This is a genomic window from Agrobacterium sp. NPDC090283 (genome assembly GCF_044769685.1).
Lineage (GTDB): Bacteria > Pseudomonadota > Alphaproteobacteria > Rhizobiales > Rhizobiaceae > Agrobacterium.
On sequence record NZ_JBIVYG010000002.1, the window covers coordinates 200,427 to 219,667 of the forward strand.

Annotated in this window: 18 protein-coding genes and 1 riboswitch; of the genes, 12 read left to right on the top strand and 6 right to left on the bottom strand. The window is 59.7% G+C overall.

Annotated elements, in window-relative coordinates; genetic code table 11:
* Positions 1 to 63 precede the first annotated feature (63 nt).
* Genes ACIQUH_RS03925 through ACIQUH_RS03935 form a run of 3 tightly spaced genes read right to left on the bottom strand, consistent with a single transcriptional unit; the run spans position 64 to position 2,638 of the window.
* Positions 64 to 588: a flavin reductase family protein gene (locus ACIQUH_RS03925; protein ID WP_400812721.1), complete on the bottom strand. Its 525-nt coding sequence runs from the start codon at positions 586 to 588 to the stop codon at positions 64 to 66.
* A complete protein-coding gene (locus tag ACIQUH_RS03930) occupies positions 588 to 1,481 on the bottom strand; it encodes an aldo/keto reductase family oxidoreductase (protein ID WP_400812723.1) in 894 nt (297 codons plus the stop codon). The genes ACIQUH_RS03925 and ACIQUH_RS03930 overlap by 1 nt, the downstream gene beginning before the upstream one ends.
* Positions 1,481 to 2,638, bottom strand: coding sequence for an LLM class flavin-dependent oxidoreductase (locus ACIQUH_RS03935; protein ID WP_269826753.1), 1,158 nt, complete (start codon positions 2,636 to 2,638; stop codon positions 1,481 to 1,483). The genes ACIQUH_RS03930 and ACIQUH_RS03935 overlap by 1 nt, the downstream gene beginning before the upstream one ends.
* 101 nt (positions 2,639 to 2,739) lie before the next feature.
* On the opposite strand from ACIQUH_RS03935, the gene ACIQUH_RS03940 reads away from it, so the two are divergent.
* The 6 genes from ACIQUH_RS03940 to ACIQUH_RS03965 all read left to right on the top strand — a co-directional run bounded on the left by ACIQUH_RS03940 (position 2,740) and on the right by ACIQUH_RS03965 (position 10,109).
* Complete coding sequence (locus tag ACIQUH_RS03940) at positions 2,740 to 3,444, top strand: GntR family transcriptional regulator (protein WP_400812724.1); 705 nt, start codon at positions 2,740 to 2,742, stop codon at positions 3,442 to 3,444.
* Between the two features lie 335 nt (positions 3,445 to 3,779).
* A complete protein-coding gene (locus tag ACIQUH_RS03945; protein WP_400812725.1) occupies positions 3,780 to 4,856 on the top strand; it encodes an ABC transporter ATP-binding protein in 1,077 nt (358 codons plus the stop codon).
* Positions 4,857 to 4,905: 49 nt separating this feature from the next.
* On the top strand, positions 4,906 to 6,156 hold the full coding sequence (locus ACIQUH_RS03950) for an ABC transporter substrate-binding protein (protein WP_400812727.1): 1,251 nt from the start codon (positions 4,906 to 4,908) through the stop codon (positions 6,154 to 6,156).
* Between the two features lie 173 nt (positions 6,157 to 6,329).
* Positions 6,330 to 7,241 (top strand): carbohydrate ABC transporter permease, encoded by a 912-nt coding sequence (locus ACIQUH_RS03955; RefSeq protein ID WP_400812729.1) that lies wholly within the window; start codon positions 6,330 to 6,332, stop codon positions 7,239 to 7,241.
* A gap of 4 nt (positions 7,242 to 7,245) precedes the next feature.
* Entirely contained in the window at positions 7,246 to 8,103 is an 858-nt protein-coding gene (locus tag ACIQUH_RS03960; protein WP_400812730.1) for a carbohydrate ABC transporter permease, read from the top strand.
* An 11-nt stretch (positions 8,104 to 8,114) separates the two neighbouring features.
* Positions 8,115 to 10,109 (top strand): alpha-glucosidase, encoded by a 1,995-nt coding sequence (locus ACIQUH_RS03965; RefSeq protein ID WP_400812731.1) that lies wholly within the window; start codon positions 8,115 to 8,117, stop codon positions 10,107 to 10,109.
* Between the two features lie 23 nt (positions 10,110 to 10,132).
* Here the strand turns inward: ACIQUH_RS03965 and ACIQUH_RS03970 are convergent, their stop codons facing one another.
* Together ACIQUH_RS03970 and ACIQUH_RS03975 are read right to left on the bottom strand one after the other, a co-directional pair.
* Positions 10,133 to 11,422 carry a pilus assembly protein TadG-related protein gene (locus ACIQUH_RS03970; protein ID WP_400812732.1) on the bottom strand — a complete coding sequence of 430 codons (1,290 nt, stop codon included), beginning with the start codon at positions 11,420 to 11,422 and terminating at the stop codon, positions 10,133 to 10,135.
* Positions 11,423 to 11,607: 185 nt separating this feature from the next.
* Positions 11,608 to 12,930, bottom strand: a complete 1,323-nt coding sequence (locus ACIQUH_RS03975; protein ID WP_400812733.1) for a TadE/TadG family type IV pilus assembly protein — start codon at positions 12,928 to 12,930, stop codon at positions 11,608 to 11,610.
* Positions 12,931 to 13,121: 191 nt separating this feature from the next.
* Positions 13,122 to 13,224, top strand: a riboswitch (TPP riboswitch).
* Positions 13,225 to 13,349: 125 nt separating this feature from the next.
* Here ACIQUH_RS03975 and ACIQUH_RS03980 point away from each other — a divergent pair.
* From ACIQUH_RS03980 to thiD, 5 genes are read left to right on the top strand one after another with little or no spacing between them, the layout of a single operon-like run.
* On the top strand, positions 13,350 to 14,135 hold the full coding sequence (locus ACIQUH_RS03980; protein ID WP_400812734.1) for an ABC transporter permease: 786 nt from the start codon (positions 13,350 to 13,352) through the stop codon (positions 14,133 to 14,135).
* Entirely contained in the window at positions 14,132 to 15,082 is a 951-nt protein-coding gene (locus ACIQUH_RS03985) for an ABC transporter substrate-binding protein (RefSeq protein ID WP_400812735.1), read from the top strand. The genes ACIQUH_RS03980 and ACIQUH_RS03985 overlap by 4 nt, the downstream gene beginning before the upstream one ends.
* Positions 15,079 to 15,819, top strand: a complete 741-nt coding sequence (locus ACIQUH_RS03990) for a hydroxyethylthiazole kinase (RefSeq protein WP_400812736.1) — start codon at positions 15,079 to 15,081, stop codon at positions 15,817 to 15,819. The genes ACIQUH_RS03985 and ACIQUH_RS03990 overlap by 4 nt, the downstream gene beginning before the upstream one ends.
* Positions 15,806 to 16,468, top strand: a complete 663-nt coding sequence (thiE, locus tag ACIQUH_RS03995) for a thiamine phosphate synthase (RefSeq protein ID WP_400812738.1) — start codon at positions 15,806 to 15,808, stop codon at positions 16,466 to 16,468. The genes ACIQUH_RS03990 and thiE overlap by 14 nt, the downstream gene beginning before the upstream one ends.
* Complete coding sequence (gene thiD / locus ACIQUH_RS04000; protein ID WP_400812740.1) at positions 16,465 to 17,262, top strand: bifunctional hydroxymethylpyrimidine kinase/phosphomethylpyrimidine kinase; 798 nt, start codon at positions 16,465 to 16,467, stop codon at positions 17,260 to 17,262. Before thiE ends, thiD begins: the two co-directional genes overlap by 4 nt.
* 224 nt (positions 17,263 to 17,486) lie before the next feature.
* Here thiD and ACIQUH_RS04005 read toward each other — a convergent pair whose 3' ends face one another.
* Positions 17,487 to 17,945 carry an Lrp/AsnC family transcriptional regulator gene (locus tag ACIQUH_RS04005; protein ID WP_400812742.1) on the bottom strand — a complete coding sequence of 153 codons (459 nt, stop codon included), beginning with the start codon at positions 17,943 to 17,945 and terminating at the stop codon, positions 17,487 to 17,489.
* 127 nt (positions 17,946 to 18,072) lie between these two features.
* Here ACIQUH_RS04005 and alr point away from each other — a divergent pair, with 127 nt between their 5' ends.
* A complete protein-coding gene (gene alr / locus ACIQUH_RS04010; RefSeq protein WP_400812743.1) occupies positions 18,073 to 19,239 on the top strand; it encodes an alanine racemase in 1,167 nt (388 codons plus the stop codon).
* Positions 19,240 to 19,241 lie beyond the last annotated feature (2 nt).

Genomic DNA, 19,241 nt, shown 5'->3' on the forward strand with positions numbered 1-19,241 from the left:
CTTTTCGAGGCGCATCAGCGCCTCGAAAATCTGTCAAAGAATATGAAAATCCAGCGGACGCTCTTATTGCCGGGAAAATCGGCCAAAGGCTCCACCCGAAAAACAAAGCGGATCACCATCGCGATGGGCGGCGCGCAGCACCTCGCCGACGATGATGGTGTGATCGCCCGCATCATGGGCCGCCGCCTGTCGGCATTCAAAACGGGCGAGCGTGCCGGGAATGACCGGAACGCCATCGTCGTTCATCTCCCAGTCGAGATCGTCAAACGCGCGGCCATTGCGCGTGAAGCGGGCGCTCAGCACATCCTGATCGGAGCTCAGCACATGAATGGCGAAATGGGTCGCGCCGCTGAAGGCATGATAGCGCGACGAGCTTTTTGCCGGAGACCACAGCACCAGCGGCGGATCGAGCGACACGGACGCGAAGCTGTTGACCGTCATGCCGATCGGACCTTCCGGCGTCGTTGCCGTCACCACCGTGACACCGGTGGTGAAAGCGCCGAGCGCGTTGCGAAAGCTGCGGCTGTTTTCGCCGCCGGGAACGAATACATGCTCATTGGGCATCTTGATTGCCTCTGCCACTGTCATCACGGCACCTCTTTTCCAATCGCAAGGGTGTAGAGCTCAAACCAGGTCTGGCGGTCCATCGTCACCCGAAGCGCATCGGCAGCGGTTCTGATACGCTCGATATTATTGGTGCCGAGCACCGGCACGATCTTTGCCGGATGGCGCAGCAGCCAGGCGATGGCGACGGCCGTCGCATCGACGCCCTGTTCCTTGCCGATGCGCTGCAGGGCAGCCATGGTGCCGCCATGCGCGCCGGAGAACAGCGAGCCACCACCCAGCGGCGACCATGCCATGGGCGAGACGCGCTTTTCCTGCAGGTAGGCCAGATCGCCATTTGTGAAGGAATCCGTGGCAAGAAGGCTCATCTCGATCTGGTTCGTCACCAGCCGGTTGCTCATGGCCGATTGCAGCAGCGAAAAATCCCACGGACGGAAGTTGGAGACGCCTACTGCCTTAACCTTGCCGGCAGCCACCAGCGCATCGAGCGCCTTGCCGGTTTCTTCCGCATCGATCAGCGGATCAGGCCGGTGGATGAGCAGCAGATCGACATGATCGGTTGCCATGTCACGCAGCGAGGCTTCGACCGAGGCGTTGATGTGGCCTGCCGTCGTATCGTAATGTTTGACGCGGGCGGCGGAGTGACGGCCGACCGGCGCGACGATACCGCATTTGGTGACGATTTCGATTTTGTCGCGCAGTCCGGGCGCCGCTTTGAGGCCACCGCCGAGAATCGCTTCCGCCGTATATCCGCCGTAGATGTCGGCCTGATCCATGGTGGTGATGCCCTGCGCGAGGCAGGCCTCGATCTTCGCCTGCACATGAGCCGGCGAAGTGTCGGCATCGTCACCGATGCGCCACATGCCATAAACGATGCGGCTGAGTTCGAGTTTGTCAGAAAGAGCGATACGTTCCATCAGTGGCGTTCCCCGTTGCCGAGCGGCGTGGCAGGCGTTTCAGAAGGTACCCGGCCGTAAGCATGCGGCAGGGAGCAGGTTTTCATCTGCGGCAGAACCTTGGTGCCGAAATGTTCCGCTTCGTCAAGATGCGGATAACCGGACAGGATGAAGGCGCGGATACCCATCTTCTGGTACTCCTCCAGCGCCGAAAGAACCTGATCCGTCGAACCGACCAGCGCCGCACCGCAGCCGGAGCGCGCCCGGCCGATGCCGGTCCACAGATTGGGTTCGACATAACCGAACTTGTCGGCGAGTTCGCGGGCCCGCGCCTGATGCGACACACCAAGCGAGCCGCTGTCATGGGCGCGGTTGCGGATCAGCTGGCCATATTCATCATCGAGCTTGGAGACCAGATGGTCGGCATATTCGCGGGCTTCCTTTTCGGTATCGCGCACCACCATGTGCACACGCAGGCCATAATCCAGCGTGCGGCCATGGGCGGCGGCGCGCTCATTGGCGGCGCGCATGCGGTCGGCCAGTTGGTCCTTGGTCTCCGGCCACATCAGATAGACGTCGCATTGGGCGCCACAGAGTTCCAGCGCATCGGGAGAATAGCCGCCAAAATAGAGAAGCGGGCCGCCATTCTGCTGGTAGGGCCTTGCCGGCTCGGTCGACACACCCTTGAACTGGTAGATCTCGCCATCGTGGTCGATGGTGTCGCGGGTCCAGGCCTGACGCAAAATCTCGACGACCTCGTGGCTGCGCTTGTAACGGAAGGCGCTGTCGGCCACCTCACCGGGGAAATCCGAGCTGATGACGTTGAGCGTCAGGCGACCTTTCAGCATGTGGTCGAGCGTTGCCACGGTCCGCGCCAGCATGATCGGCTGCATCTCGCCGCAACGAATTGCCGCGAGGAAATTGATGCGATCGCTGATCGGCGCGCAACCGGCCACGAAGCTCAGCGTATCCTGTCCGACCTGGTAGGACGAAGGGCAGAGAATGTTGCGGAAACCGAGTTCCTCGGCTTTCTTGACGATGTCGGAGCAATGTTCGAAGCTGGAACGCAGGCTGCCATCCGGCACGCCGAGATAGGCGTAATCATCGGAACACAAAGCGGAAAACCAGGAGACCTCGGCAGCATCGAGATCAGCGGATGTAACGGGTACGACGGTCATGCAATTCCTCCTCAGGGCCGCTCTCGTTTTTCTTGCATAACATCAAGAAATATGTAAATCAATGATGTATCAATTTTTGTTTCGGGGGAGGAAACGGCATCATGAAACATACTGGCGGCAGCCTGCCGATGTATATGCAGATCGCTGAAATGCTGGTGCGCGAGGTGGCGGCGGGCCGGCTGATCGACGGCGAAAAGCTGGCGCCGGAGCGCGACATGGCGGCTGAGTTGGGCATTGCCGTAGGCACGCTGCGCAAGGCGCTCGCCGAATTGCAGGAGCGCGGCCTTTTGGAGCGCGTGCAGGGTTCCGGCAATTACATCCGCGCCGTCAGCGACCCGCAAAGCGTTTATGCCTTCTTCCGCCTCGAACTGATTGAGGGCGGCGGCCTGCCGACGGCGGAGGTTCTGGATGTGGCCCGCCTTGCCAAGCCCGCCGACCTGCCCGCCTTCGGCACCTCGGCGGAAGGGCACAGGATACGCCGTCTGCGACGCATCGCCGGCAAACCGGCAGCCATCGAGGAGATCTGGCTTGATGGCTCCTACGTCGACACGATCGCCATCGAGAACATGTCGGAATCCCTCTATCTCTATTATCGCACCCGCCTCAATCTCTGGATATCGAAGGCGGAGGATCGCATCGATCTCGGTGACGTACCTGAATGGACACCAGAGGTTTTCGGCCAGAAAGCCGGTGCATCCGTACCCCGGGTCCTGCGCCTCAGCCAGGCGCAGGATGGCGCGGTAGCCGAAGTTTCCTGGACCTGGTTTGACCATACCGTCGCCCGATACGTTTCTCGCATACGTTGAGACTACGCAAATTTCGCGTGATCCACATGGATGAAAGAATTTGACGGGAGGCAAGCAAGCCACGGCCAGCGTTGCGGGTAATTTTGCAGTTATATTTCTTTAAATCAATGGTTTAATAGTTTTTGATTTCTGTCAGAAATAAAATTGATACACTATTGATTTCCTTTTTATGAAAGGTAATATCACGACCTCAGGGAGACAGGCGTTTCGCCATCCCACGATATCGCCAGACAATCGGGATCGATTTTCGAAGATGCGATACGGGGAACTTGAAGGTTGATACCGGCTATTGCGTCCATTCAAAATTCGGGCGCGCCGGTCGTGAGGAGGAAAATATGGCTTCGGTCAGCCTGCGCAAGCTGGACAAGAGTTACGGTGCGCTGCGCATCGTCAAGGGCATCGACCTTGAAATCAACGATGGCGAATTCGTCGTATTCGTCGGCCCTTCCGGCTGCGGCAAATCCACGACGCTGCGCATGGTCGCGGGGCTGGAGAGCATCACCGGCGGCGAGGTGAAGATCGGCGACCGCGTCGTCAACAAGCTGCCGCCGCGCGAACGCGACATCGCCATGGTGTTTCAGGACTATGCGCTTTATCCGCACAAGACGGTGCGTGAAAACATGGGGTTCAGCCTGAAGGTGCGCGGTGTCAGCGCCTCTCAGGCCAATGCCAGCATCGATGAAGCGGCGAAGATGCTCGGCATCGAGCATCTTCTCGACCGGCGGCCCGGCCAGCTTTCCGGCGGCCAGCGTCAGCGTGTGGCCATGGGACGCGCCATCGTACGCCGTCCCCAGGTGTTTTTGTTTGACGAGCCGCTGTCCAACCTCGATGCCAAGCTGCGCGGACAGGTGCGCACGGAAATCAAGCGCCTGCATCAGCAACTCGGCACGACGATCATCTACGTGACCCATGATCAGGTGGAGGCGATGACACTCGCCGACCGCATCGTCATCCTGCGCGACGGCGATATCGAACAGGTTGGCACGCCGGATGAGGTTTATAACCGCCCTGAAAGCGTGTTCGTCGGCGGTTTCGTTGGCGCCCCGGCTATGAACTTCGCCCGCGCAAAGGTGAGCGGTGACAGACTGGCATTCTCCGACGGCAATTCCCTGCCGATGGCGGCCATCCGGCCATCGCGCGAAACGGGGCTTGAAGGCCGCGACGTCATCGTCGGCATTCGCCCGGAACATTTCGGCCCCGCCGAGGGCTTCGACAGCCAGCTTGCCGTGAAGGTGCAGGTGGTGGAGCCGCTTGGCTCGGACACGCTCGTCCACTTCAGCCTAGGCGATGCGGCGCTGACCGCGCGGATGCCGCCGCAGCTTCGGCCAACGCCGAACGAGGAACTGCGGATCGGCGTCGATCCATCCAAGGTCCATCTTTTCGACGCGACAACGGAACGCTCGATCCACTGATTGCCGGGCAAGAATGCTGCGGCCAAGGGTTTAATAACGGGAGGAACACATGACATTTAAAACCATCAGGGGCAAAGCCCTCGTTGGCGCAGCGCTCTGCGCAACCATGCTTGCTTTTTCGGGACAGGCCTTTGCCGATGCCGAACTCAAGGTCTTCGTTTCCAGCCAGCACCAGCCGGATGTCTGGCGCAAGGCGCTCGACCAATATGAGGCAAAGACGCCGGGCGTGAAGGTGGTCATCGAGACCGGCGGCAACACCTCGGAAATGCAGGCGCAATATCTCAACACCGTCATGTCGGCCAAGGATTCGAGCCTCGACGTGCTGATGCTCGACGTCATCCGTCCCGCGCAATTCGCCACCGCCGGCTGGACCAGCGATTTCTCCGGCAAGGACATGTCCGCCTATCTGCCGACCTATGCCGAAGCCAATACCGTGGACGGCAAGATCGTGGCGCTGCCCGCCTTCGCCGACTCCATGTTCCTTTATTACCGCAAGGACCTGCTGGACAAATACGGCATTCAGCCGCCAACCACCTGGGACGAGCTGAAGGAAGCATCCAAGAAGGTGATGGAGGGTGAAAAGAACCCCGAGCTTCAGGGCCTGTCCTTCCAGGGCAAGGCGATCGAAGGCGCGGTCTGCACCTTCCTCCTGCCCTATTGGAGCGAGGGCAAGTCGCTGGTCGAAAACGGCAAGCTGAACTTCGATAATCAGGCGGCCGTGGATTCGCTGAAGCTCTGGAAGAGCTTCGTCGATGAAGGCATTTCCAAGAAGAATATTTCGGAAGTCGCGACCGACGACACCCGCAAGGAATTCCAGGCGGGCAAGGTTCTCTTCGCCGTCAACTGGTCCTACGCCTGGACCCATTTCCAGGGCAAGGAATCGCAGGTGAACGACAAGGTCGGCGTCGCCCGCCTACCGGCCGTCAAGGGTGGCGAGCAGACGACCTGCCTCGGTGGCTGGGAATTCGGCGTTTCCGCCTATTCCAAGCAGCAGGATGAAGCCAAGAAGCTGGTGGAATATCTCTCCGGTCAGGATGTGTCGAAGTTCATGGCCATCAATGCGGCACTTCTGCCCACCTATGCCGCCCTCTACAAGGATGCCGATGTGACCAAGGCAATCCCGTGGTTCGCGGATGCCCTGCCCGTCGTGGAAACGGCAAAGGCCCGCCCCGTGACGCCGCGTTACAACGAGGTCAGCGAAACTATCCGCACCACCGTCAACGGTGTGCTTGCCGGCGTGATGACGCCGGAGGATGGCGCAAAACAGATGGAAAGCCGTCTGCGGCGCGTTCTGCGCTAAGCTTTGAGGCCGGAAGGCGGTGTGCGCGACACGCCCCTTCCGGCCTTTTCGACTGACAGGATAAAAGGCGCCTCAAGGGCGCGAAACGGGCCGGATACAAACCGGTCCGACCGGGAGACGACGACGTGAATCCAGTTGCGGGAGTGGCAGGTGTGACAATGCCGGAAAGAACCATGGTCCGGGTGGACGAAAAGCAGCTGCCGCGCTGGACGCGGTGGCTCGATCTCGGCGACCGGTCGCTGGCCGTGCTACTGCTGGCGCCGGCCGCGATCCTGCTTTCGCTCATCATCGTTTATCCGGTGGCGCGGCTCGTCTATACCAGCTTCTTCAGCCTCTCGTTGACCTCCGGCCTACCGGCCGAATTCATCGGCTTTGAAAACTATACGGCGATGTTCGATGATCCAATCTTCTGGGAAACGACCTGGAATACGGTTCTGATCACGCTGATCACGGTGCCCGGCGCGCTCTTCATGGGCCTTGGCCTCGCACTGCTCGCCAACCTGCCTTTCTCGATGCAATGGCCGATGCGGCTTTCGCTTCTCATTCCCTGGGCGCTGCCGCTCTCCTTTGCGGGCCTTATCTTCGCGTGGTTCTTCCATTACGAATATGGCGTGGTCAATGATGTCCTGAACCGCCTCGGCTTTGAGGGCATCATCTGGTTCAACTCGCCGAACTGGGCCTTTGCGGCCATCTGCCTGACGATCATCTGGAAGACCTCCTCCTTCATGGCGCTGATGATCCTCGCCAGTCTTCAGACCATTCCGCGCTCGCTCTACGAGGCAGCGGATGTGGATGGCGCCGGCAAGATCCGGCAGTTTTTCGAGATCACCCTGCCGCTTCTGAAGCCCTCGATCGTGGTCGCGCTCATCTTCCGCACGATCACCGCGCTGCAGACCTTTGATATTCCTTACATGATGACCGGCGGCGGCCCCGGCACATCCACCACCACGCTTGCCATGTATATCCACCAGAACACCGTTTCCTTCCTCGATCTCGGTTACGGTTCGGCCTTAGCGGTCATGATGTTTGCGCTCTCCATGTGCGTCACCGCCGTTTACCTCCGCATTATCAGGACGAAGGACTAAACCCATGAGCACCGTTGCAACCTCCTCCGGTCTGTCCTCCTTTTTCTCCGGCAAGCCGCTGCGCTTCATCGCCGCCTCCATTCTTCTGGTGAACGGCCTCTTCCCTGCGATCTGGATCCTCTTCACCTCGCTGAAGACCGAAGCGGAACTGACCGTGAAACCCATCACCTGGTTTCCGCATGCACCGACGCTCGCCAACTACATGCAGGCCTTTTCCGACCAGCCGCTGCACCTCTTCCTGTTCAACAGCTTCATGGTGGCGCTGCTCTCCACCGCGCTCACCATCCTGATTTCAGTGCTTGCGGCCTACGCGCTGGCGCGGCTCAACCTCAAATACCGGGCGCTGATCCTGTCGCTCATCATCGCCGTTTCCACCTTCCCGCTTGTCACGCTGCTGGTGCCGCTGTTCGAAATCATGCGGGCGCTCAATCTGCTGAATAGCTGGACGGCACTGATCCTGCCCTACACGGTGCTGTCATTGCCGGTCTGCACGCTGATGCTGGTCTCCTTCTTCGAGAGCATTCCGCGCGATCTCGAAAACGCCGCCATGATCGATGGCTGCACCCGCATCGGCGCCCTGTTCAAGGTGGTTGTGCCGCTATGCGCGCCGGGCGTCTTCACTGCCGGCATTCTTGCCTTCGTGAATGCATGGGATGAGTTCCTGCTGGCGCTCTCCTTCAATTCCAACCCGGCCCTTCGCACCCTGCCCGTCGGCATCCAGCTTTATCAGGGCGAGTTCGCCTTCCCCTGGCCGGTCATTTCGGCAGCGCTGGTGGTCGGCATCGTGCTGGTTGCGATCCTGATCGTCATCTTCCAGGAACGGATTGTCTCGGGCCTCACCGCCGGTGGTCTCAAGGGCTAAAAGGGTAAGTCATGCATTTCGAAACGACCAAACACGGCTTCACGCTCGCGATCGGCAACCGCACCATCCTTTCCCATTCGCCCGAAAACCCGGCCTTCTTTGCCGGTTTCGGCAAGGAACGGATGGATATGTATCGTGGCAATTTCGATATCGAAGACTATGTCATCGAGAGAACAGCCCTGCGCCATGCCGCGGTCAGCGATAACAGCGTCACGCTCTCATCCGCACCGGGACAAGCACCGCGCCTTCGCCTGACGCTCGATGGCAACGCCGTCATGCTGACGGCGCTGGATGAGACCATCAATCGCCTCTGGCTGCGTATCGTCGCGGAAACGGACGAGCATGTCTGGGGCGGCGGCGAGCAGATGTCCTATTTCGACATGCGCGGCCGGCGCTTCCCTCTCTGGACCTCTGAGCCCGGTGTCGGCCGCGACAAGACCACCGAGATAACCTTCAAGTCTGATGTCAGTGGCAAGGCGGGCGGTGATTATTACAACACCAACTATCCGCAGCCGACCTGGCTCTCGTCACGCAAATACGCGCTGCATGTGGAAACGACCGCCTATTCTGTCTTCGACTTCCGCAATGGCGATTTCCACGAGATCGAAATCTGGGCCATCCCCGAAAAGATCGAATTTTTCGCCGGCGACCACTTCACCGATATCGTCTCCGCCCTGTCGCTGCGGTTCGGACGCCAGCCGGAATTGCCCGATTGGGTCTATAACGGCGCGATCATCGGGTTAAAGGATGGCGTCAACTCCTTTGCGCGACTGGAGAAAATCCGCGCGGCCGGAACGAAGGTGTCCGGCCTGTGGTGCGAGGACTGGGTGGGGCTTCGTCAGACTTCTTTTGGCGCCCGCCTTTTCTGGGACTGGCAGGCGAATGACACGCGCTATCCGCATCTGCGCCAGAAGATCGCCGAGCTTGCCGACCAGGGCGTTCGTTTCCTGGGCTATGTGAACCCCTATCTCTGCGTCGACGGCCCGCTATTCCCTGTCGCTGAAGCGGCCGGTTATTTCGCCACCGATGCGGATGGAAAGACGGCGCTGGTGGACTTCGGCGAATTCGATTGCGGCGTAGTCGATTTCACCAATCCGGCCGCGGCCGACTGGTTCGCCGAAGAGATCATCAGCAAGAACATGCTGGATTTCGGCCTCTCCGGCTGGATGGCCGATTTCGGCGAATATCTGCCGATCGATATCAAGCTTGCGAACGGCGTCGACGCCAAGCTGATGCACAATACCTGGCCCACGCTGTGGGCCGAGGTCAATGCGAAGGGCGTCGAAAGCCGTGGCAAGACCGGCGAGGCGCTGTTCTTCATGCGCGCAGGCTTCACCGGCGTGCAGGCCCATTGCCCGCTGATCTGGGGCGGCGACCAGTCGGTCGATTTCTCCCGTCATGACGGCCTTGTCACCGTCATCTGCGGCGCACTCTCCTCCGGCCTCATGGGCAATGCCTATCACCACTCCGATATCGGCGGTTACACCAGCCTGTTCGGCAATGTCCGAACGGCAGAACTCATCATGCGCTGGACGGAGATGGCCGCCTTCACGCCGGTCATGCGCACCCATGAAGGCAACCGGCCGCGCGACAACCTCCAGATCGATCAGGATGAAACGGTTCTTACCCATTTCGCCCGCATGACGGCGATCTATGTCGCGCTCGCCCCCTATCTGAAATCGCTTTCCGCCGAGGCCGCAAAGACAGGCCTGCCGGTGCAGCGTCCGCTTTTCCTGCATTATGAGAATGAGCCGCAGACCTACACCATTCAGGACTGCTATCTCTACGGCGCGGACATGCTGATAGCACCGGTCTGGAAAGCAGGTGAAACGCAACGCTCGCTCTACCTTCCGGGTGATGGCGAATGGGTGCATCTGTGGAGCGGCACGCATCATGCCGGCAGGCGCGACATCACCGTCGAAACACCGCTCGGTGAGCCGGCGGTGTTCTATCGTGCCGATAGCAATCATCATCAGCTGTTCGAAAAGCTTCGCACCATCAGCTAGAGGCTGAAGGCCTCGCCTTGCCATCACCCCGTCAGGCGGGGTGATGTGATGGCCTTCTTGAACAGTGCGGTCATCGCATCGCTGATGCCCTGGGACGGGCTGACTTCGAAGAACAATCCCGGCGAAGCGCATTGCTGCATGCGTGCGCCGATTTCCGGCTGAAACGGCTTGATCCAGCTATTGTACCAGTCGTTAGTCGGCAGCGGCAGATAGGTGGTGTAGAGCACGGCGATCCGGAAACCCTTTTCCTTGAGCTTCGTGCAATATTTGATATCGATAGGCTCCTGACACCGACCACTGGTCGTTTTTTTGGTGCAGCTGGAAGGCTTGTAGCTATCGCCGACCCCATCTGAAACGAAGAAGATGATCTTCTCCGGGCTTGCAGAACTCGCACCCGTGCCCGAAGAGCCGATCCTGTCGCCGATCTGGGTCAGCGCCCGGTCGAAGTCGGTCTGCTGGTCGTTGTTATAGCCCTGTTTAGGGATCGACATCAGGTCAACTTCACCCGCTTTTTTCTTCGCGGTGGCGAGATCCGATGTCAGGGGAACGACTTCGAGCAGCTTCGTATCTTCCGCCTTCTCCCCGAAGGTATAGACCGCCATACGATATTGATTGCTGCTTTTCCGCGTGGACTTCGCGGTATCCATCAGGCTCGCCGTGGCCTGCGCAACCACATTGATGCGCGTCGTCACTCCGAGTTTTTTTGCCTTGTAATAATAACTGTTCGTATCCACCACCCCGTCTTTGACGATGTGACAGGCGAAAGCGCATTTGTCGCTCGTATTCGCAACCATGGTGGCAACATCGGTCGGCGTGGCGCCAACGCCCATCGAAGGGGTATTATCGAGCAGGACATAGAAGTCGCTGAAGGTCTCCGTCTCGTATTTGGCTGTCGCCCTGCCCGAAACGGTGATGAGGTCCTTTCCAAGGATCTGCGATAGCGTCGTTGCGACCGACGCCTTGAAGTCGACGGAGGATTCGATGGCGTTTCCGCGCTTGATCACCGACACGTTGAGAGACAGGAGCTTGTAGTCGGAATTGGCCCGCTTGTTAGCGTCGAAGAAGGCAGAGGCTTCATCACCGCCAAGCGTAACTTCGCCATCCCCCGACATTTCCTTCGCCTTGTGAACGCTCGCCGACGTATCGGCAACCACCGCAAGCGCTGCAGCATCCGCTGCCATCTGCAGGTCCGATTTGATCGCCATGCCATGCGTCACATCAAGCGCCACGCCGGCGACGCCAATCAGCGGCACCATCAACAACGCACTGAGAATGCCGAAATTCCCTGATTTGTCCTGCCAGATATTCTTCAAATTCGCCCCCCGGAACCCTGCCGGAGACGAGACTTAAGCAAATACTGTTGAAAGGCAGTTTCAAAGGATAACTAATTTTCGATAAATCTAATTTCCTGAATAACTAATATTAAAATCGAAAAATGTTTTCCGTCACGCCAGCGGCAAGCATGGACAGCGCTTTGAACCGCTTTCGGGCACAAGCTTCAACTCGTCAGGCGCGGCGTGCTGATCGCCTTTTTGAACAGCGCCGACATCGCTTCGCTGATACCCTGCGAGGGGCTGACTTCGAAGAACAGGCCCGGGGAGGCGCAGGCTTGCATGCGAGAGCCGATTTCCGTCTCGAATGGCTGTATCCAAAGCCTGTACCAGCCATTACCTGGCAACGGCAGGTAGGTGGTGTAAAGCACGGCGATCCGGAAGCCCTTTTTCTTGAGTTCGGTGCAAAGCCTTGTGTCGATCGGCTCCTGACAACGACCTCCGCCTGTCGTTTTTTTGGTGCAATTGGCCGGCTTGTAGCTGTCACCTACACCATCTGAAACGAAGAATACGATTTTCTCCGGCGTGGCGGAACTGGCACCGCTACCCGAGGCTCCCATCTTGCCTTCTATCTTGGTAAGGGCCCGGTCGAAATTGGTGTGCTGGTCGCGGTTATATCCGTGACTCGGAACCGACATGAGCTCGATTTCGGCAACCTTTTTCTTGGCCGTCTTCAAATCCGACGTGCGCGACACAACTTCGAGCAGATCCCTGTCGGGAAAGGCATCATCCGCGGTCTTCCCGAAAGTGTAAACGGCAATACGATATTGGTCTTTACTCTTGCGCGTGTCCGCTGCCGTATCCATCAAGCTCGCGGTTGCCTTGGCAACCACGTCGATACGCGTGGTGGCGCTAATGCTGTTTTTGGCGTTGGTGTCTTTGTTCTTGATCCTGAAATAGGTGCTGTTCGGATCTGACATACCGTCTTTCGTCAGGTGACAGGCGAAAGCGCAGCCGATCGTCTTCTCCATTATCGCGACATCCGCCGGCGTGGCGCCTACACCCATGGAAGGTGAATTGTCGAGGAGGAGATAAAAATCGGTAAAGGTCTCCGTCTCGTATTTGGCCGTGGCGCTGCCCGCCACCGTGACCAAATCTTTCCCGAGCACCTTGGAAAGTGTCGTATTCACAGCAGCCCTGTAGCTGACCGACGACTCGATGATGGTCCCGCGCTTGATCACCGATACCTCAAGAGACAGAAGCCTGTAGTCTGCGCGCCCCGGCTGATTGCCGTGGAAGAAGGCTTCCGCTTCCTTCTCGCCGACAGTAACAACACCATCGCCGGCCATTCGCTTCGCAGCCTGGGCACTTGCCGAACTATCGGCAACCACCGCCAGAGCCGCGGAATCGGCAGCCATCTGCAGATCATATTTGACGCCAAGGCCGCGCGTTATGTCGAGCGCCACACCGGCCGATCCGATGAGCGGTATCATCAGCAAAGCGCTGAGGATGGCAAAATTTCCAGACTTGTCCCGCCAGATGTTTTTCAAGTTCGTCTCCGAGCTTCTCTGAATGCGGGTCCTACCTAGTCGAACGAGGTTGCGATATAGTTTAATGACATAACTAATTGTCGATAAATTCGATATATCTAATAACTATATTGCGGCAGCTCCATAACAGCGGGCACCGATCGCCGGCTGGCAGAGGCCGTTGACATTTTTAAAACTTGACCTACAAAACAAGCTCTTCCGAGGGGAGCACCTGACGGTGCTGAGATGGCGACGAGCCGGACCCTTGAACCTGATCCGGGTCATGCCGGCGTAGGAACGGAACTGTCGCGCCTTGGAGGCGCTGCCCTTTCTCTTCTCCGCTTCGCCTGATCTCCGTGATTGTCACATCTGGAGACCAATGATGATGCTGAAACCTTCCACCCTTCGCACGCGGTGCGTTTGCGTCTGAGGTCCGGCTCATGCGTGCCACCCATGCGCTGAACGGTGTCGGTCTTCTGCTCCTTGTCTGGCAGGCCGGCACGTGGCTGTTCGCACCGCCCCGCTATATCCTGCCATCGCCCGTCGATGTCGCTGGCGCTTTCCTGCGCCAGCCCGGCTTCCTTTTCGGGCAAGCGCTGGTAACACTCGGAGAAATGGCGCTCGGGCTCGCCACAGGCATCACCGCCGGCATTGTCGTCGCTTTCACGATTGCCGCCATCCCGCGCCTCGGCCGCCTTGTCTGGCCCATGGTTCTGGTGTTGCAGGCTTTTCCGGTCTTCGTGCTGGCCCCCATCCTCGTCCTCTGGTTCGGTTTCGGCATGGCTTCAAAAGTGGTCATGACGGCGATCATCATCTTCTTCCCCGTCGCCTCCTCTTTCACCGACGGCCTCAACCGCACGGATCGCGCCATACTCGACGCCGCCTCGCTGACTGCGGCGAGCCACTGGCAGATCCTCACCCGGCTGCGCGTACCGCTGGCGCTGCCCTCGCTGATTTCGGGCTTGCGGGTGGCAGCACCGCTCGCCCCGCTCGGCGCCGTCATCGGCGAATGGGTGGGCGCATCCGCAGGGCTCGGGTTCGTCATGGTCCAGTCCAATGCCCGCATGCAGACCGACACCATGTTCGCCGCCATGGCCATTCTCGCCGTGATGGCAGTGCTGCTGCGGCTTGTCGTCGACCGGGCGACAGCCAATCTCGCCCCCTGGGCCAAAGAAACAGAACATACCATTCCTTTCAGATATTTACGGAGACTTTCGGTACCATGAAACGAACTCTTCTTTCCCTCGTCGTCGCGGCTGTTAGCGTCCTCGCACCCATGCAGTCACAGGCGGCCGACAAGCTCACCGTCTTGCTCGAATGGTTCGTGAACCCCGATCACGCGCCGATGGTGATCGCCAGGGAACGTGGCCTCTTCGCCGATGCCGGGCTGGAGGTGGAACTGGTTCCGCCCGCAGACCCCTCCGCCGTGCCGCGCCTCGTTTCGGCAAAACAGGCCGATATCGGCGTGCATTACCAGCCCAACCTCTATCTCGATCACGATGCCGGTCTGCCGCTGGTGCGTTTCGGCACACTGGTCGAGACCCCGCTCAACACCGTCACCGTTCTGGCCGACGGACCGATCAAGAGCCTGAAAGACCTGAAGGGCAAGAAGGTCGGTTTTTCCGTCTCCGGTTTCGAGGATGCGATGCTGAAGCGCATGCTGGAAAAGGACGGTCTGACGAAGGATGATGTCGAGCTGATCAACGTCAATTTTTCGCTCTCGCCATCGCTGATCGCCGGCAAGGTGGATGCCACGCTGGGCGGTTTCCGCAATTTCGAACTGACGCAGATGAAGCTCGAGGGACATGAGGGGCGCTCCTTCTTCCCGGAGGAGCACGGCGTGCCGGCCTATGACGAGCTGATCTTCGTCACCCATCGCGATCTCGTAAAGGACAGCCGCCTGCCACGTTTTCTCTCCGCCGTGGAGCAGGCTGCGATCTTCATCACCAACCACCCGCAGGAAGCCTGGCAGCTTTTCATCAAGGCCTATCCGAACCTCGACGATGCGCTGAACAAGCAGGCCTTCTTCGACACGCTGCCGCGTTTCGCCAAGCGCCCGGCGGCGCTCGACCGCACCCGCTATACCCGTTTTGGCGCTTTCATGCAGGAGATGCAATTGATCAAGCAGGCGCCGGCAGCAGACGACATCGCCGTGGAGCTGCAACAGCCATGACCGGCACTATTCCGACCGCGGCAAAGGCCGCCGAACTTCTTGAAAAAGTCAGGCAGGCACGCCCGCGCGTGCATTGCCTGATGAACACCGTGGTGCAGAAATTCACGGCCGACGGCATCACCGTCGTCGGCGGAATTCCTTCCATGACCACCTCGCTCGAGGAAATCGAGAGCTTCGTTGCCAAGGCCGATGCGCTGACCGTCAATCTCGGCACACTGGATGCCGAGCGGCGCAAGGTCATCCGGCTGGCGATCGAGATCGCCAATGCATCCGGCAAGCCATGGATCGTCGATCCCGTGCATTGCGATTATTCACCATCGCGGCTGGCATTCGCACGCGAACTCATCGCACTTTCCCCGACGATCGTGCGTGGCAATCACGCCGAAATGAGCCTGATCGGTGATGTGCCTGACGTGGTGAGGATCGAGACCGGGCCTGTGGATCATCTCGGCGACAAGACCCGTAGCGTCAGGATATTCAACGGCCATCCGTGGATGGCGAAGGTGACAGGAACAGGTTGCCTTTCTGGCGGCGTCATCGCCGCCTTCATGGCGGTGGAAAAAGACGCGCTGACGGCGGCGGCCTCCGCCCTTGCCGTCACTGGTGTTTCCGCCGAACTCGCCGCGCGACACGCCAGCGGCCCCGGCACCTTCGAACCGGCGTTTCTGGATGCGCTTTCCGAAATTTCCGGTGAGGACATCACAAATCACGCGAGGATAGAGCATGAACAAGGTTGATTACCGCCTCAACGCGCTGGTCGATGCGAGCCTTGGCGACGTCGCGTCGCTGCCGGAGCTGGCTCTGGCCGCCGCACTCAACGGCGCGACCATTCTGCAATATCGCGACAAGCACGGCTCCACGCGCGAGATGATCGAAAACGCCCGCGCCATTCACGAAGCCATCACCGGCACCGGCGTGCCTTTGGTGATCAACGACCGGGTGGATGTGGCGCTCGCCTCGGGCGCGGACGGGGTGCATCTTGGCGCTGACGACATGGACGCCAAGACCGCAAGGCGCATTCTCGGCGAAAAGGCGATCATCGGCCTCACCGTCAAGAACCGCGCCGATGCGGAACGGGCGGCCTCGATGCCAGCGGACTACGCCTGCATCGGCGGCGTGTTCGAAACCGTTTCCAAGATCAACCCGGACAAGCCGGTCGGTATCGACGGTTTTTCGACGCTGCGCGCCCTGTTGAGGGAATGGCGACCGGATATGCCGGTGGGCGCCATCGCCGGCATCGATCTTGCGCGTGTACCGTCCGTCATCGAGGCGGGTGCGGATGGTGTCGCGGTCATTTCGGCCATTTTCCGCGCGGCCGATATTGCCAGCGCAACCAAGGACTTCCGCGCCGCAATTGACGCCACGCTGAAAGCGAGACAACCATGACATCGATTGCATTGACCATTGCCGGCTCCGACAGCGGCGGCGGCGCGGGTATCCAGGCCGACATCAAGACCTTCTCCGCGCTCGGCGCCTATGCCGCCAGCGTCATCACCGCCATCACCGCCCAGAACACGAGGGGCGTGACGGCGGTGGAGGATATTTCGGTCGCCACCATCGTCGCGCAGATGGACGCCGTTTTTTCCGATCTTGCCATCAATGCGGTGAAGATCGGCATGGTATCGCGGATCGAAACCATAGCCGCCATCGCGGAACGGCTTCGGCAGCAACCGCAGCCGGTGGTGCTCGATCCGGTCATGGTGGCGACGTCAGGTGACCGACTGCTGCATGAGGATGCCATCGAGACATTGCGGCGCGACTTGCTGCCGCTCGCCACCATCGTCACGCCGAACCTGCCGGAAGCGGCACTGCTGACCGGTATGCGGATGGCGGAGACGGAGACGGAGATCGCCCGTCAAGCCGAGGCGATCCTGAAGGCGGGCGCGAAAGCGGTGCTCATCAAGGGCGGCCATGGCGATGGACCTGAGAGCACGGATTATCTGTTTGCGAACGGCGCCATGCAGGCGCTTTCCGCGCCGAGGGTGGAGACGAAGAACGACCACGGCACCGGCTGCACGCTGGCTGCGGCAATTACGGCCCATCTTGCAAGGGGTAGTGAGTTGCGGGAGGCGGTTGATCTTGCGAAGGACTATCTGAACGGAGCGCTCGATGCCGGGCGGGAACTTGCCGTTGGACATGGGCGGGGGCCGGTGCATCATTTTTATCGGTGGTGGGGGTAGCGATGAGAGGGCAGAGTTTGGGGCTTACCCCCCTCTGTCCTGCCGGACATCTCCCCCTCAAGGGGGGAGATCGACAAGCTGCTTGCTGACCATCCAATCAGCAAACTATCTCATATTGAGAGGATTGCGTGGGACTGAGGCACAAGCCCCAACCGATCTCCCCCCTTGAGGGGGAGATGTCCGGCAGGACAGAGGGGGGTAAGCCGCGAATTCCACACCCACCATCACCGCCCCTTCGGCGTCGCCAGCACATTCCGGATCGCAAAACTCGAATGAATGCGCGAAACCCCCGGCAGCTTCGACAGAATTTCCTTGTGAATCCGCTCGAAATCCCCCGCGCTTTCAGCCTCGCAGCGCAGAAAATAATCCGATCCCCCAGTCATCAGATAACATTCGCGGATTTCCGGATAGCGCCGCACCGCATTTTCGAAACGGTTGAGAAAATCCTCCGTCTGGCGGTCGAGCGTGATCTGCACGATAACCGAAATCACCTCACCGCCGGCAAGGCCGCTGGTCAGCGCCGTATACCCCCGGATAATCCCCTCCCGCTCGAGAATATCGACCCGGCGAAGGCAGGCGGATGCCGAAAGCCCGACTTCTGCTGCCAGCTTCGCATTGCTGATGCGGGCGTTGAGCCGAAGCAGGCGGATGATATGGCGGTCGGTCGCATCGAGTGACGACATAGAAAATTCCAATCGGCAAAGGAAAATTGCGTGATTATGAATTCTATCGCATTTCCTTCGAACAATCGCCAAGAAATTCGATAATCGTTGCAATACCCTCATGAGATAAAAATGAGGGTGAACGACCATGGACATGCAGATCAGCCGCCAGCAGGCCGCCGGTGGTGCAAGCGGCCATCTGACCATCGATCTCGGCGCATTGCGCGACAATTATCTGACGCTTGCGGCCATGGCGCCCGCATCGCAGACGGCAGCGGTCGTCAAGGCCGATGCGTACGGTCTCGGCGCGGATATCGTCTCGCAGGTCCTGTTCGATGCCGGCTGCCGCAATTTCTTCGTCGCCCATATCGATGAAGCGCTGGCGTTGCGACTGCGGCTTTCGGCAGAGGCGCGGATTTTCGTCCTCAATGGTCTTCAGCCCGGCAATGAGACCTCCTGTGCCGCCATGGCCGTCACCCCGGTTATGAATTCGCTGGAACAGATCGCACAATGGGCGGCCCATGCCAGCCGTCTCGGCAAGACGCTCGCCGCCGCCGTACAGATCGATACCGGCATGTGCCGTCTCGGCCTCTCACCCGAAGAGCTTGAAATCCTCGCCTCCCGGCCGCAATTACTCGATGGTATCGATATCGCCTTCGTCATGAGCCACCTCGCCTGCGCTGACGAGCCGGAGCATGCCTCCAATGCGGCGCAGCTTTCTGTAATGCGTAAAGCTGCCCTTGCTTTTCCGGACGTGCCCGTCTGCTTTTCCAATTCCGGCGGCATCTTTCTGGGTCATGATTACCACAATCACCTGCTTCGCCCCGGCATCGCGCTTTATGGCGGCAAGCCCTCCGTCGCACGCCCCAACCCGATGAAGCCGGTCGTTCGCCTCGATCTGGCCGTCATCCAGACACGCACCGTTCCCGCCGGTTCGCTGGTCGGTTACGGCGGCTCCTTCGAAGCTGCCGGTTCCACGCGTCTGGCGACCATCGCCGCCGGTTATGCCGATGGCCTGCCGCGTTCGCTCAGCAATCGTGGCGCGGCGTGGTATAACGGCGTGCGCCTGCCGATTGCGGGCCGCGTTTCGATGGACAGCATCATTCTCGACATATCCGCCCTGCCCGAGGGAACATTGACCCAGGGCAGTCTCGTGCAGATGATCGGGCCTGAGCAGACGCTGGAAGACATCGCCGAGGATGCGGGCACGATCGCCTATGAAATCCTGACCGGCCTCGGACGCCGCTATCGCCGCAGTTACATTCAGCCGGGTGAAACCCCGGCCATTGTTTCAATATCAGTCAATCACAAGTGAGA

What these genes read in the sequence shown, in the direction of transcription:
- ACIQUH_RS03925 (WP_400812721.1), bottom strand. Translation starts at nt 588, where the DNA reads ATGACAGTGGCAGAGGCAATCAAGATGCCCAATGAGCATGTATTCGTT.
- ACIQUH_RS03930 (WP_400812723.1), bottom strand. Translation starts at nt 1,481, where the DNA reads ATGGAACGTATCGCTCTTTCTGACAAACTCGAACTCAGCCGCATCGTT.
- ACIQUH_RS03935 (WP_269826753.1), bottom strand. Translation starts at nt 2,638, where the DNA reads ATGACCGTCGTACCCGTTACATCCGCTGATCTCGATGCTGCCGAGGTC.
- ACIQUH_RS03940 (WP_400812724.1), top strand. Translation starts at nt 2,740, where the DNA reads ATGAAACATACTGGCGGCAGCCTGCCGATGTATATGCAGATCGCTGAA.
- ACIQUH_RS03945 (WP_400812725.1), top strand. Translation starts at nt 3,780, where the DNA reads ATGGCTTCGGTCAGCCTGCGCAAGCTGGACAAGAGTTACGGTGCGCTG.
- ACIQUH_RS03950 (WP_400812727.1), top strand. Translation starts at nt 4,906, where the DNA reads ATGACATTTAAAACCATCAGGGGCAAAGCCCTCGTTGGCGCAGCGCTC.
- ACIQUH_RS03955 (WP_400812729.1), top strand. Translation starts at nt 6,330, where the DNA reads ATGGTCCGGGTGGACGAAAAGCAGCTGCCGCGCTGGACGCGGTGGCTC.
- ACIQUH_RS03960 (WP_400812730.1), top strand. Translation starts at nt 7,246, where the DNA reads ATGAGCACCGTTGCAACCTCCTCCGGTCTGTCCTCCTTTTTCTCCGGC.
- ACIQUH_RS03965 (WP_400812731.1), top strand. Translation starts at nt 8,115, where the DNA reads ATGCATTTCGAAACGACCAAACACGGCTTCACGCTCGCGATCGGCAAC.
- ACIQUH_RS03980 (WP_400812734.1), top strand. Translation starts at nt 13,350, where the DNA reads ATGCGTGCCACCCATGCGCTGAACGGTGTCGGTCTTCTGCTCCTTGTC.
- ACIQUH_RS03985 (WP_400812735.1), top strand. Translation starts at nt 14,132, where the DNA reads ATGAAACGAACTCTTCTTTCCCTCGTCGTCGCGGCTGTTAGCGTCCTC.
- ACIQUH_RS03990 (WP_400812736.1), top strand. Translation starts at nt 15,079, where the DNA reads ATGACCGGCACTATTCCGACCGCGGCAAAGGCCGCCGAACTTCTTGAA.
- thiE (WP_400812738.1), top strand. Translation starts at nt 15,806, where the DNA reads ATGAACAAGGTTGATTACCGCCTCAACGCGCTGGTCGATGCGAGCCTT.
- thiD (WP_400812740.1), top strand. Translation starts at nt 16,465, where the DNA reads ATGACATCGATTGCATTGACCATTGCCGGCTCCGACAGCGGCGGCGGC.
- ACIQUH_RS04005 (WP_400812742.1), bottom strand. Translation starts at nt 17,945, where the DNA reads ATGTCGTCACTCGATGCGACCGACCGCCATATCATCCGCCTGCTTCGG.
- alr (WP_400812743.1), top strand. Translation starts at nt 18,073, where the DNA reads ATGGACATGCAGATCAGCCGCCAGCAGGCCGCCGGTGGTGCAAGCGGC.